Origin of the sequence: Actinomadura sp. NBRC 104425 (genome assembly GCF_030269545.1) — a bacterium.
Taxonomy (GTDB): domain Bacteria; phylum Actinomycetota; class Actinomycetes; order Streptosporangiales; family Streptosporangiaceae; genus Spirillospora; species Spirillospora keratinilytica.
Map to the genome: position 1 here is coordinate 41235 of NZ_BSTN01000024.1, position 12869 is coordinate 54103.

The 12869-nt window shown below is 73.4% G+C and carries 12 protein-coding genes; 2 read left to right on the forward strand and 10 right to left on the reverse strand.

Annotation, left to right across the window (positions count from 1 at the left end; translation table 11 throughout):
• Positions 1-4: 4 nt before the first annotated feature.
• The 6 genes from resB to QSK22_RS26755 form a co-directional block, all read right to left on the reverse strand.
• Complete coding sequence (resB, locus tag QSK22_RS26730) at positions 5-1768, reverse strand: cytochrome c biogenesis protein ResB (RefSeq protein ID WP_285497146.1); 1764 nt, start codon at positions 1766-1768, stop codon at positions 5-7.
• A gap of 2 nt (positions 1769-1770) precedes the next feature.
• A complete protein-coding gene (locus QSK22_RS26735) occupies positions 1771-2523 on the reverse strand; it encodes a cytochrome c biogenesis CcdA family protein (RefSeq protein ID WP_285497147.1) in 753 nt (250 codons plus the stop codon).
• Complete coding sequence (locus QSK22_RS26740; protein WP_285497148.1) at positions 2520-3152, reverse strand: TlpA family protein disulfide reductase; 633 nt, start codon at positions 3150-3152, stop codon at positions 2520-2522. Before QSK22_RS26740 ends, QSK22_RS26735 begins: the two co-directional genes overlap by 4 nt.
• 45 nt (positions 3153-3197) lie before the next feature.
• Positions 3198-3836, reverse strand: a complete 639-nt coding sequence (locus QSK22_RS26745) for a histidine phosphatase family protein (RefSeq protein WP_285497149.1) — start codon at positions 3834-3836, stop codon at positions 3198-3200.
• A 53-nt stretch (positions 3837-3889) separates the two neighbouring features.
• Positions 3890-5941 (reverse strand): serine/threonine-protein kinase, encoded by a 2052-nt coding sequence (locus tag QSK22_RS26750; RefSeq protein WP_285497151.1) that lies wholly within the window; start codon positions 5939-5941, stop codon positions 3890-3892.
• A 96-nt stretch (positions 5942-6037) separates the two neighbouring features.
• On the reverse strand, positions 6038-6940 hold the full coding sequence (locus QSK22_RS26755) for a LysR family transcriptional regulator (RefSeq protein WP_285497152.1): 903 nt from the start codon (positions 6938-6940) through the stop codon (positions 6038-6040).
• Between the two features lie 142 nt (positions 6941-7082).
• Between QSK22_RS26755 and QSK22_RS26760 the strand changes: the two genes are divergently transcribed.
• The gene (locus QSK22_RS26760; RefSeq protein WP_285497153.1) at positions 7083-7523 is read left to right on the forward strand and encodes a hypothetical protein; all 441 of its coding nucleotides are present in this window, start codon (positions 7083-7085) and stop codon (positions 7521-7523) included.
• Between the two features lie 3 nt (positions 7524-7526).
• Here the strand turns inward: QSK22_RS26760 and QSK22_RS26765 are convergent, their stop codons facing one another.
• From QSK22_RS26765 to hemL, 3 genes are all read right to left on the reverse strand, one after another.
• Entirely contained in the window at positions 7527-7994 is a 468-nt protein-coding gene (locus tag QSK22_RS26765; protein ID WP_285497154.1) for a hemerythrin domain-containing protein, read from the reverse strand.
• On the reverse strand, positions 7984-8610 hold the full coding sequence (locus QSK22_RS26770; protein ID WP_285497155.1) for a PadR family transcriptional regulator: 627 nt from the start codon (positions 8608-8610) through the stop codon (positions 7984-7986). Before QSK22_RS26770 ends, QSK22_RS26765 begins: the two co-directional genes overlap by 11 nt.
• A 158-nt stretch (positions 8611-8768) precedes the next feature.
• Positions 8769-10067 carry a glutamate-1-semialdehyde 2,1-aminomutase gene (gene hemL, locus QSK22_RS26775; protein ID WP_285497156.1) on the reverse strand — a complete coding sequence of 433 codons (1299 nt, stop codon included), beginning with the start codon at positions 10065-10067 and terminating at the stop codon, positions 8769-8771.
• 146 nt (positions 10068-10213) lie between these two features.
• Here hemL and QSK22_RS26780 point away from each other — a divergent pair, with 146 nt between their 5' ends.
• Positions 10214-11953: a serine/threonine-protein kinase gene (locus QSK22_RS26780; RefSeq protein WP_285497157.1), complete on the forward strand. Its 1740-nt coding sequence runs from the start codon at positions 10214-10216 to the stop codon at positions 11951-11953.
• Between the two features lie 85 nt (positions 11954-12038).
• On the opposite strand, the gene QSK22_RS26785 is transcribed toward QSK22_RS26780, so the two are convergent.
• Entirely contained in the window at positions 12039-12710 is a 672-nt protein-coding gene (locus QSK22_RS26785) for a bifunctional DNA primase/polymerase (RefSeq protein WP_502872371.1), read from the reverse strand.
• Between the last annotated feature and the right edge of the window lie 159 nt (positions 12711-12869).

Below are 12869 nucleotides of genomic sequence, written 5' to 3' on the forward strand. Positions count from 1 at the left end.
CTGGTCACTCCTTCGCTTCGGTTGCCGACGCGTCCGCCCCGCCGGAAGCGTCCTTATCCCGGCCGTCCGCCGGGGCGTCCCCGGCACCCCGCAGCGCGGTCACGATGTCGTCGAATTCGGATGTCGGGTGGCCGAGCGTGAGCCCGCCGACCTCGACCACGGTACGCCCGCCGTCGCCGGGCCGCGCACGGACCCACACCCTGCGGCGGCGCACCATGAACGAGGCGACCAGGCCCAGCACGGCGAGGACGGCCGCGACGAGGGCGGGCATGCGGCCCGGGTCGTGGTTGACCGACAGGCTGGCCCACTCCCGCACGCCCTCGAAGGTGATCGAGCCCGAGCCGTCCGGAAGCTTGAACGTCTGGCCCGGCTCCAGCAGTTTCTGCCCGTCCTTGACGGGCTGCAGCGTCTTGCCGATGCCCTCCAGCCGGTACACCGACTGGGGGTTGCCCGAGTCCAGGCCGATGTCGCCCTTGAACGCGGTGATCGTCACCACCGGGCGCAGCGCCGCGGGGAACGCCGAGACGATCTGCTTGCCGTCCTCCGACGACGCGGCGCTCGGCCACAGGATCGCGTAGAACGCCAACTGCTCGGGCTCGGCGTCGGGAGCCTTGATGACGCCCTCGGAGGTGTAGTTGCGCTGCTCCATCGGCAGGAACGGCACGGCGTCCTGGTAGGCGATGTTGCCCTTGGCGTCGCGCACCGTGAACACCGGCGAGTACCCGTGGTTCAGCAGGTACACCTTGGCGCCGCCCACCTTGAGGGGGTGGTTGACGCGCAGGTCGTGGGTCTTCTCCGGGGAGGTGGGGGTCTCCCGGTAGCGCACCTTGGCGAGGTAGTCGGTGGCCTGGCCGCGCCGCGCGCCCTGGGTCTCGTACGTGGCGGTGAAGCTGTCCAGCTGGAAGGAGAACGGGGCCAGCTCGCTGCTGTCGAACTGGCGGCCCGGGGTGAACTGGTCGTACTGCGCCAGCGAGTTGGCGAACGACTTGCCCTCGGTCAGCAGCACGTTGCCGCGGTAGCCGAACGCGTTGCCGATCCCCAGCGCGAACAGCAGCCCCAGCAGGGCCAGATGGAACACCAGGTTCCCGGTCTCGCCCAGGTAGCCCTTCTCGGCGGCCACCCAGCGCCCGGCCTCGGGGCCTCCCCCCTCGTCCACCCGGAAGCGGCGGCGGCGCAGCAGCGCGCGCGCCTGCGCCAGCGCCTCGTCGGGTGAGGCGTCGGTCTCGTACGTCGCGGACTGGGGAAGCCGCAGCAGGTTGCGGGGCGCCGCCGGGGGACGCGACCGCATCGCCCGGTAGTGCTGGACCGCGCGCGGCAGCACGCACCCGGCCAGCGACACGAACAGCAGGATGTAGATCGCGGCGAACCACGGCGCGGCGAACACGTCGAACAGCGAGAACCTGTCCAGCCACGGCGCCAGGGTCTTGTGCTGCTCGAAGTAGTCGGCGACGCGCTCGGGGGACTGCCCGCGCTGCGGCAGGATCGAGCCGGGCACCGCGCCCAGCGCCACCAGGAACAGCAGCACCAGCGCGGTGCGCATCGAGGTCAGCTGGCGCCAGCTCCAGCGCAGCCAGCCGATCACGCCCAGCCCCTTGGGCGCGGGGCCGCCGTCGTCGGGCGTCGTCAGCCCCTCCGGGGTCGCGGCCGCGGCCTCCAAAGTCTCGTCCTGCAGGGTCTCGTCCTGCTCGCCCTCGGTGCGGGCTTCACCCTCGGTGCGCGTCCGGACGGTCCCGGAGGCGGCGCCGGCGGTGTTCGGCGTGTCGCTCATGGTCAGATCACCGTCTCGAAGCCGCCGATCCACGACTTCAGCTCAATGGTCAACTCGCCCCACAGGCCCGTCACCAGCAGCACCCCGATGGCGACCAGCATGCCGCCGCCGATCCGCATGACCAGGCCGTAGTGGCGCTTGACGGCGCCGAACGCGGTCAGCGCCCGGCGGTAGGCCAGCGCGGTCGCCACGAACGGCAGCCCGAGGCCCAGGCAGTACGCCAGCGACAGCAGCGCCCCGCGCCCGGCGGACGCCTCGCTGAACGACAGCGCCTGCACCGCGGCCAGGGTGGGGCCGATGCACGGCGTCCAGCCCAGTCCGAACAGCACGCCGAGCAGCGGCGCCCCGGCCAGCCCGGCGGCGGGCAGCCGGCCGGACTTGACGGTGCGCTGCAGCCCCGGCACCAGGCCCATGAACGCCAGCCCGAACACGATCGTGACCGCGCCGAGCACCCGGGTGATCGGGTCGGCGTACTCCAGCAGCCAGCGGCCGAGGCCGCCGAACGCCAGCCCGGCGCTGACGAACACCAGGCTGAACCCCGCGATGAACAGCACGGCCCCCGCCACCAGCCGCCCGCGGCGCTGCTCGGCCAGGTCGGCGCCGGTCATCCCGGTCACGTACGACAGGTAGCCGGGCACCAGCGGCAGCACGCACGGGGACACGAACGACACCAGACCGGCCAAAGCGGCCAGCGGCCCCGCCACCAGCAGCGATCCGCTGGTGACGGTCTGGTCCACCCCCGCCGAGACGATCACTTCTCCGCGAGGACCCGGGTGACGATCGGGTTCAGCTTGGAATAGGTGGTGGCGCCGATGACGCGGGCGGCGACGCGGCCCTGGCGGTCCAGGACGAGCGTGGTGGGGATCGCGTTGGGCGGCACGGAGCGGAACGCCAGCGTGATGCGGCCGTCGGCGTCGAACAGGCTCGGGTAGCCGACCTTGAACTTGCGCTCGAACGCCTGGGCGTTCTGCTTGCTGTCCTTGAAGGCCACCCCGAGGAACTCGACGCCCTTGCCCTTGTTCTCGCTGTGCACCTGCTCCAGCGACGGCGCCTCGCCCCGGCAGGGGGCGCACCAGGACGCCCAGAAGTTGACGACGGTGACCTTGCCCTTGTAGTCGGCGAGCGCCACCTTCTTGCCGTCCAGGGTGTCGCCCTGGACGCCCGTCATCGGCTTGCGCTCGGACACCGGGATCGCCTGCGCGGAGCCGTCGCCCGCGATGAAGCGGTTGTCGCTGCCGCCGGGCCCGTTCTGGGACGCCTGCGAACCCGCGCAGCCCGCCAGGAGCCCGCACATCGCGGCCGCGACGGCGATCCGGGCGGCGGCCGGGACGCGCCTGGGCCGGATCGCGGCGGTGCTCGGCACGGCGGAGATCCGGGGGCTCACCAAACCCTCCTACTACAGGATGTAGTACTCAATGTAGCGACCGGTTCAGGCCCCTGCGACACCGGGGTCCTTGGCCAGCCCGGCGGCCGGCTCGCAGTAGGAGACCTCCACCAGGCGGGTGCCCTCGAACGTCAGGCTCGTCACGCTGCACAGCCCGCACTGCCGCTTGCCCGGGTGGTGCCACAGGCGCCGGTGCTCGGCGCGGCGGCGCAGCACCCAGATGGGCAGCTGGTGGCTGACGCACACCGCCTCGTGGCCGCGCGCCGCCTCCCGGGCGCTGATCACCGCGGCCTTCATCCGCGCGGCGAGCTCCTTGTAAGGCTCGCCCCACGACGGCTTGAACGGGTTCACCAGGCGGCGCCAGTGCTCGGGGCGGCGCAGCGAGCCCTTGCCCACGCCGAACGTCAGCCCCTCGAAGTGGTTGGCGGCCTCGGTGAGACGCTCGTCCACCGTCACCATGAGGCCGAACGCGTCGACCAGCGGCGCGGCCGTCTCCAGCGCCCGCTGCAGGGGGGAGGAGAACAGCGCGGTCACGTCCCGGTCGGCGAACCATTTGGCGGCCGCCTTGGCCATGAGGACCCCGTCCTCGCTGAGCCGATAGCCCGGCAGCCGCCCGTACAGGACGCCTTCGGGGTTGTGCACCTCACCGTGGCGCAACAGGTGAACGATCGTCTTGTCAGTCATGGCCTGGCCAGGTTATCCCCCGCGGGCCACCGGCCAGACCTCCGCGGGGCAGGTCAGCGCCGCGACGAGGTGACGGCCGCGGAGATGGTCTTGACCACGCGGTCGAGGTCGGCCTGCCCGACGCCCTTGACGTTCTGGATGAACCAGTACGTCAGCGCGGCGGTGCAGATGGACGCCCGGTCCCACGGCATCACGCACCGGATCGGCATCGGGACGCCGTCCTTGCCCAGCGTCGCCAGCGTGACCGACACGTAGGGGGACGGCGGGGGCTGCTCGCCGTCGGGGGCGTCGGTGGCGATGATCGCCTGCGTGCCGGGCACGCCGGTCGGCAGGTCGCGCCGCGTCCGCAGCGTCGAGCTGCAGTCGGTGCCGGGCCGGGGCTGCGCCGAGTCGGGGAAGTACTGGCACATGGACAGCTCGATGCCGGCGACCGAGCCCTGGAAGTTGTGCTCGACGACGCCGGTGCGCATCTGCCCGATCGAGGTGACCCCGCCGGCCGCGCCGAACGACCGCGAGCACTCCGTCCCCGCCCGGCCGATGATGTACTGCTTCTGCTTGTCGTCCAGGATGTAAACGCCCGCGCCCTGCGGCAGCCGCACCTGCGCGGGAAGCCTGACCTGCGTCGGCCGTCCGATGGCCGTGCCGTCGGCGCCGGCGGCGAACAGCTTGCAGGGCTGCGCGGTCACGGTCTGCGCGACGGGCCGCGTCGTCGAGGCGCTCGGGGTCGGCCGCGGCTCCTGCCCTCCGCGGAACGCCTGCGTCCCCACGACCGCCCCGGTTCCGACGACGGCCGCGGTCCCGACGGCCACCGCCGCCGTCACCCCGGCGCTGCCGAAGATCGCTTTGATGCCTCCGGCGGCGGCCGCCTTCCCGGCCATCCCGGCGGCGCCTGCGGCACCCCCGGCGCTGCCGCCGCCCGCGGCGCCCGCCGCCGTCCCGGCCGCGCCGCTCGCCGACGCCGCAGCGGTCCCTCCGGCACCGGCACCCGCAGCACCGGCACCTGCAGCACCGGCGCCGGCACCGCCGGCACCTGCACCCGCTGCTCCAGCGGCACCCGCACCAGCACCAACGCCACTTGCAGCCCCGGCGGCACCGGCGCCCGCCCCAGCCGCACCGGCACCAGCACCAGCTGCGCCCGCACCAGCACCCGCCGCACCGGCACCCGCAGCACCCGCAGCACCCGCGGCGCCAGCCGCACCGGCACCAGCCGCACCGGCCGCGCCGGCGCCGGGCAGGGCGAGGGCGGCGAGCGGGAACAGCGCGGCCAGCGCGACGGCGGCCCCGGCGAGCCTGCGGATGCCCCGGGCCTCCCAGTCGCGTCCGTAGGCGTGCTGCGCGATGCGCTCCAACTCGTCGACGAACGCCGCCGCGCTGTCCGGCCGGTGCTCGGGGTCCTTGGCCATGCCCCGGGCGACCAGCGACCGCAGCGGCTCCGGCACCGCCTCCACCGGGACGGGCGCGGTCAGGTGCGCCGCGCGCAGCGCATCCCGGTTCCCGGTGAACGGCCTGCGGCCGGTCACGCACTCCACGAACACGCACGTCGCCGCGTACACGTCCGCCGACGGCGAGGCGATCTGGCGGGCCCACTGCTCGGGCGCCATGTAGAGCGCCGTGCCCTCCCCCTCGGCGACCTGACCGGCCGGGATCGCGATGCCGAAGTCGACGAGCTTGCTGCACCCGTCCTGCGGGACGACGACGTTGGCGGGCTTGTAGTCGCGGTGGACCACGCCCAGTTCGTGCGCCGCCGCCAGGCCCAGCAGCGACCCCTTGAGGACGGTGAGCGACGCCTCGGGTCCCAGCGCCCCGTGCCGCGCAAGGATCTCCTTCAGCGACGCGCCGTCCACCGCCTCCATGACGATCGCGGTGCCCTTGGCGTGTTCGACGAGCTGGTAGAGCCGGGCGACGTGCGGGCTCTGCACGCGTCCCAGCATCTGGGCCTCATGCCGCAGCCGGTCCCGGGCCTGCTCCCCGGCCCCCGCCGCCAGGTACTTGATCGCCACTGGCGTGCCGGTCTCCTCGTGGACGGCCAGCACCACCCGGCCCTGTCCCCCCGCCCCGAGCTCGCGCACCTCGCGGAATCCGGAGACCTGCCACTGCGCCGTCACGCGCCCCTCCTCCACCAGCCGTTCGACCGCACCGGGACTTAAAGACGACATCAACGCCACGCCGGTTCGATCCTGCGTGACGGTTTCGGCGGCCGTTCAGCAGTCCTCTGCGGCGGCGGCCCGGAGGGCCTCCAGGGTGGCGCGCAGGGCGGGGCGGCGGGCGGCCTCCTCCCGCCACAGCCCGTAGACGCGGCGGGTCAGCGGCGTCTCCAGCTCGACGAGCCGTACGCCCTCGGGCACGTCGCAGCGGCCCATGCGGGGCAGGATCGTGTTGCCCAGTCCGGCCGCGACGAGGGCGAGCTGGGTGGCGAACTCGTAGGCCATGTGGTCGATGCGCGGTTCGGCGCCGATGGAGCGCAGGGTGGTGGTGAGCCAGTCGCAGCAGATGCTGCCGGGGGTGGAGGCGATCCACGCGTCACCCGCCAGCTCCTTGAGCTCGACCCGTTCGCGGTCGGCAAGGGGGTGGTCGGCGGGCACCGCGACGTCCGCGACGTCGTCGCAGATGACGCCCCTGTGCAGCCCGTCGGGGATGGGCAGCGGCGCGTTGTTCCAGTCCTGCACGATCGCCATGTCGAGGTCGCCGCGCAGCAGCAGCGGGATGCTCTGCATGGGGTCCTCCTCGCGCAGCCGCACCCGCAGCCCCGGATGGTCGGCGCGCAGGCGGCGCAGCGCGGCGGGCAGCAGCCCGCGCGCGGCGGTGGGGAACGCGGCGAGCGTCACCTGCCCGACCACGGCCCCGCGGTGCGCCTCCAGGTCGGCCTTCGCCCGCTCCACCAGCGACAGGATCCGGTCGGCGTGGTTTACCAGCAGTTCGGCGGCGTCGGTGAGCCGCACGCCGCGCCCCTTGCGCTCCAGCAGCTTCTGCCCGGTCTCCCGCTCCAGCTTGGCCAGCTGCTGGGAGACGGCGGAGGTCGTCACGTGCAGGACGTCGGCGGCCGCGCTCACCGACCCGTAGGTGGCGACGGCATGCAGCGCCCGCAACCGCTCCAGATCTAGCATGAAGCAATGCTAAACCGTTGGACCGACGATAACTAGACGTACCTAAACCCGCCCGTGCGCACCGGCGGAACCGCGCCCGCCGCGCCCGCGGTTATCCTGCGAATGCACGGCCTCGGCCGATGCGGCGCAGGGAGCGGCGGCGATGACCACCAAGCCCTTCGACTACGACGCGTTCCTTTCCAGCACGCCCGACAGGTGGCGTGAGCTGGGCCTGCACTGGCACTGCTACGGCTGGCGCGGCACCGGGGAGGAGTGGAGCGACGAGGCGCAGCGGCAGGACCCGTCCTCGTTCCTGCCGCCCACCTCCGTCCGGGACTGGCTGAACAAGCCCGCCAGGATGCTGCGCACCGTCGAGCACACCCCCGAGGACGCCCTCGCCTGGCTGCGCGACCAGTGGACCCCGTTGACGTCCGACGCCCTCCACGGCGCCCCGGAAGGCTTCCTGACCGGCGAGACCCGCTGGCGCCTCGCCCTCTACGACCTGCGCAACGGAGCGGACGTCTACTGGACTCTGTGGACCACGGGCCCCTACCTCCACGCCTTCGCAGTGATCGGCACCTCGGCGTCCTGCCACTCCGCCTGACGGTCAGACGTCGCCGAACATCCGGCGCTTGTCGCTCTCCGGAGCGTCGAGGGTGCGCAGTGCGTAGCTCAGCGAGCCTTCCTCGTACGCGAAATGGGCCTTCATGACGGCCTTGATCTCGTTGATCTGCTCGAACAGCTGCTGCGGGGACGCCTCCGGGGAGTCCAGGCACCGCTGGAAGTCGGCGAGCAGCCGCGCGAGGACCCGGTGCTCGTGCCGCAGGCGCGTGATCGCGGGCTCCAGCTCCGGCATCCGCCTCAGCAGCGTCGGGAAGAAGTCGGCGTCCTCGCTGCGGTGATGGCTGCCCAGCGCGGAGCAGAAGGCCAGGCAGAAGTCGCGCAGGTCCGGCTTGAGCGCCTGGGCGCGGACGCCGGAGCGAAGCTGCCTGCGGGCGTCCTCCAGGGCCTTCTCCAGGCGGTGGTGGACGTTCTGCAACTCCAGGTGCCAGGCGAAGACGCGCTTACGTAGCACGATGGGCCCCTCCTTCCGCGGGTCCGGCGGCGTCCGCGTCGCGCCGCCGGGCGTGCGTGTTCCTGCGGGTCCTCTCCTCGCGGATCAGCTCGGGAAGGCCCGACGCCAGTTCCCGATGCCAGGCGATCTCCGCCTGCAGCCGGACGATGCGGTGCCGCATCGCCAGAGACTCCGCCTTGGTCAGATAGCGGGCGACCGCCCCGGCATGCGCCTCGTACTCGGCGAGCATCGCCTCAAGGGCCTTGATCCGGGCCTCGATGGCGGGCGGCAGGTCGTCCAGCCGGTCCGGATCGAGCCTGGTGAGCACGAGGTCGAACGGGTCGGGTTTGACGACGATCTCGCGCAGCCCGCTCAGCCGCAGCGACGACAGCGCCCGCGCGCCGGCCTCGGTGATCCGCCAGACCTTGCGGTGCGGGTACGACCCGACCCGCTCCGTCCGCTCCTCTGCGATCAGCCCTTCCGCGGCGAGGCGTTTGATCGCCCCGTAGAGCCCGCCGATGGTGATGTCGGTCCACAGGTGGAGGTGCTCCTCCTCGGCCAGGCGCCGCAGCTGGTGGCCGTGCATCGGGCCGCGCTCGGACAGCGCCCCGAGAATGAAGACGCGTATGGACGACACGCGACTACTCCCGCAAGAGTACTCGCATGCGGTCAAGCGCCTGAGCGATGCCGGCCGAAACGGGCGTGCTCGGGCCCGCGCGTGCCGCTACACACGTCCGCGCCCGCGCCGGGAAGGGCGGCGCGGGTGCGGACGTGCCGAGAGGTGAGTGGAGAAGATCAGCGGGCTGCGGCGGCCGCCGCAGCCGCGGCTGCGTGCGGCAGGGCGTCGGTGATGCGTTCCAAGGCCCGGTCGTCGTGGGCGGCCGACAGGAACCACACCTCGTACGACGACGGCGGCAGGTAGACGCCGCGTTCCAGAGCGGCGTGGAAGAACGCCGCGTACGCCTTGGTGTCCTGGCGCTGGGCGGCGGCGAAGTCGCCGACGGCCTCGTCGGTGAAGAAGATCGAGAAGAGGTTGCCCGCCGTCTGCAGCCGGTGCGGGACGCCCTCCTTGGCCAGCGCCTCGGACGCCGCCGACGACACGATGCCGGCGGCCCGGTCGATCGCCGCGTACACCTCGTCGGTGGCGCCGCGCAGCGTGGCCAGCCCGGCGGCGGTGGCGAGCGGGTTCCCCGAGAGGGTGCCCGCCTGGTAGACGGGACCGGCCGGGGCGAGCCGGTCCATGATCTCGGCGCGGCCGCCGAACGCGGCGGCGGGCAGCCCGCCGCCCATGACCTTGCCGAACGTCATCAGGTCGCCAGCCACGCCCTCCAGCCCGTACCAGCCGGAGCGGGACGCCCGGAAGCCGGTCAGCACCTCGTCAATGATCAGCAGCGCCCCGCTGCGCTCGCACAGCGACTTCAGCAGCGCGTTGAAGCCCTCCAGGGGCGGCACCACGCCCATGTTGCACGGCACCGCCTCGGTGATCACGCAGGCGATCTCGTGGCCGTGCTCGGCGAACGCCTGCTCCACGGCGGCGACGTCGTTGTACGGCAGCACGATCGTGTCGGCCGTGGCGGCGCCGGTCACCCCGGGCGTGTCGGGCAGCCCGAACGTGGCGACGCCCGAGCCCGCCGCGGCCAGCAGCGCGTCCACGTGCCCGTGGTAGCACCCGGCGAACTTGACCACCTTGGCACGGCCGGTGAAGCCGCGGGCCAGCCGGATCGCCGACATCGTCGCCTCGGTGCCGGAGTTGACCAGCCGCACCTTCTCGACGGGCGCGCGGGCGACGATCTCCTCGGCCAGCTCCACCTCGGCGGGCGTGGGCGCGCCGTAGGAGGTGCCGCGCGCGGCCGCCTCCCGCACCGCCTCCACCACGGCCGGATGCGCATGGCCGAGGATCAGCGGCCCCCACGAGCAGACCAGGTCCACGTACTCGGTGCCGTCGGCGTCGATGAGGTACGGGCCGCGCCCGGCGGTCATGAAGCGGGGGGTCCCGCCCACCGCGCCGAAGGCCCGCACCGGAGAGTTCACTCCGCCCGGAATCACCCGGTTCGCACGGTCGAACAGCCCTTGGGAGTATCGGATGTCGGTCACCGGTACAGTCTCTCAGTTGCAGTTTGGCGACTCGGCTTGACCCGGCCCGTTTGCTGCCGATATTCCACCAAGTACGCGGTGCCGGAGCGGACGGACGGCGCCGCGGATTCACCGGCACCGGCCGTAAGCGGACCTATTCGAAAGGGATGGCGCGCCAAGTGGTTGACGGCTGGACGGTCCCGGGCTTCACCCACGTGCGGGAGCTGGGCGGTGGCGCCTCGGGCCGGGTGGTGCTGGCGGTTGACGACGTGACCCAGACCAAGGTCGCCATCAAATACCTCGACCGGAGGCTGGACGGGAACGAGGCGTTCCTGTCGCGGTTCCGGCTCGCGGCCCGCCGGCTCGCCCAGATCGAGGACCCCAACCTGGTGGACTTCTACGACTTCGTGGAGGCGCCGCACGGTGGGGCCGCGATCGTCATGGAATGGGTGGACGGCGTCAGCCTGCGCCGGGTGGTGGACGCCCAGGGTCCCACCGGGCCGCTGGCCGCGCTGTCCATGCTGGGCGGCGTGCTGGTGGGCCTGGCCGCGGCGCACGCCAAGGACCTGGTGCACGGGTCGCTGCGCCCGGCCAACGTGCTGGTGGACGGCGAAGGCAACGGACGCCTGGTCGACCTGGCGCTGACCCCGCCCGGCTCCGAGGCGCAGAGCGGCCCGGTCTACGCGGCGCCCGAGCTGTGGGACGGCGCGGCCGCCGGCCAGGCCAGCGACATCTACGCGGCCACCGCCATCTTCTACGAGTGCCTGACCGGGCACCCGCCGTACTCCGGGCGCAGCCAGTCCGCGCTGGCCAAGGCGCACCGCGAGGCGCCGATCCCGGCCGACGAGGTGCCCGGGCCGCTGCGCGACCTGATCCTGACCGGCCTGGCCAAAAAGCCCTCGGAGCGGCCCTCGTCGGCCGCCGACTTCCTGGGCGCGGTGGAGGAGGCCGCCGTCGCCGCGTACGGGCCCGCCTGGGAGGCGCAGGGCCGCAGCCGCATGACCGAGCTGGTGAAGCAGACGCAGGCCCTGCCCGAGCCGGCCCCGTCCCGCGGCGGGAGCCGCGCCCCGGCCGCGGCGCCGGCCGCCAAGCGCGGCGGCCGCGGACGGCTGGTGGCCGCGGTGGTCGCGGGCGTGGTGGTCGTGGGCGGCGCGGGAGGCGCCGCGCTCGCGTTCGGCAGCGGTGACGACGGCAAGAAGGCGGTGCAGCCGCCGCCGTCCCCGGCGACGTCCGGCACGCCGACTCCGGCCCTGCCCGCCGGTCCCGGGCCGGTGAACCCGGCGGCCGCGGCGGCGCTGGCCGCCCAGGTCGAGCAGGCCGTGGCGCGCACCCCGACCGGCGCGTTCAGCTACCGGCGCACGGGCGGCTCGGCGATCAAAGCGCAGGGGTCGTTCGCGCAGGCGACCGCGGCCTCGCCCTCGTACCAGATGTCGGTGTCCGGGCAGGGCGCGAACGTGCGGCGCACCGCCCAGGCGCGGCTGGTGGCCGACACCACGTACCTGCGGTCGCGCAACACGTGGCGGCCCGCCGGCAACAATGCGCGGACGCGCGGCTATGTCAACCTGGTGTCGCACGTGCGGTGGAGCAGCTCGGTGTCGAACGTGACGACCCTGCTGCGCACGAGCACGTCCCTGCGCAAGACGAACGCTACGACCTACCAGGGGACGGTTCCGCTGGCGCGGCTGTCGCAGGCGCCCGGGCTGGGCCCCCTGTACGCGGAGGTGGCCAGGACGACGGGCGCCCAGCAGGTGACGTTCGTGATGCAGTTCGACGGCGCGATGCGTCCCCTGCAGGTACGGGTGAGGGCCGCGGGCCCCGGCGCCAAGCCCCGCTCCCAGCTGCTGCACACCAGCTACTCGCGGTGGGGGCAGAAGGTCTCGATCACCGCCCCTCGCGGCGCGGGCTGACCCTGAAACCCCTGCCGGAGCCGCCCCGCGGGCCCCTCAAGGCCACCCCGGGTCCCGCGCACGGCTCCCAGGGGCCGCGCACGGTTCAGACGGCCTCACAGCTGTCGGAGAGGACCTCCAGCAGCCGCAGCGGGTCGGGCAGCGGGGAACCGTCCGGCGGACGCACCCAGGTCACCTCACGCCCGTACGGGAGCACCGAGGGCGGCGCCACCACATAGCTGTCGCGGCAATGCCAGCGCATGCCGGGCGTCTCGGCCACCGTCTCGGGGAAGCAGTCCAGGTGGCACGACCACCACTCGTCCTCGTCCACGGGCGCGCCGCGGGTGGCCACGAAGAACAGGTACCGGTCGTCGCCCATCGACGCCACGGGGCCGACCGGCAGCCCCTCCTGGGCGATGCGCGACAGGGCCAGCACCCCGGCGGCGGCGGGCACGTCGAACACGTCGAAGACCCGGCCGGTCGGCAGGATGATGTTGGCGTCGGGACGTTCGCTCCACCAGCGGTTCAGCACCTCGACGTCGACGCTGGCCTGCATCGCCCACGTGGCCGCCACCGGGTGCGCCGCCGGGTCGGGACACCCGATACGGTCGCACGAACAGGCCCGGTCGCCGCCGCCCGGATGCGCACCCGGACTGCAGGGCCACCCCAGCCCCGCGTAGTCGCGCGCCGCCGCCGCCATGTCGCGCTCGCGCTGGCGTTTGCCCGCCTGCCGCCTACGGGCCTTGCCCCGTCGTTTCCCGCCGGTGACCGCCAGCATGATGCCCCCTCACCCAACGCCGTACACGGGCCGTTGCTATCGATGATGCCGCTCACGCCGGAAGGCGGAGACAGCAACCCCCCGCAAACGACCCCAATTGACTAGGCAGGCCTCACCTGGCGGGTAGCCGGGCCCGGGAGCACGGGCCCAAGGACGCCC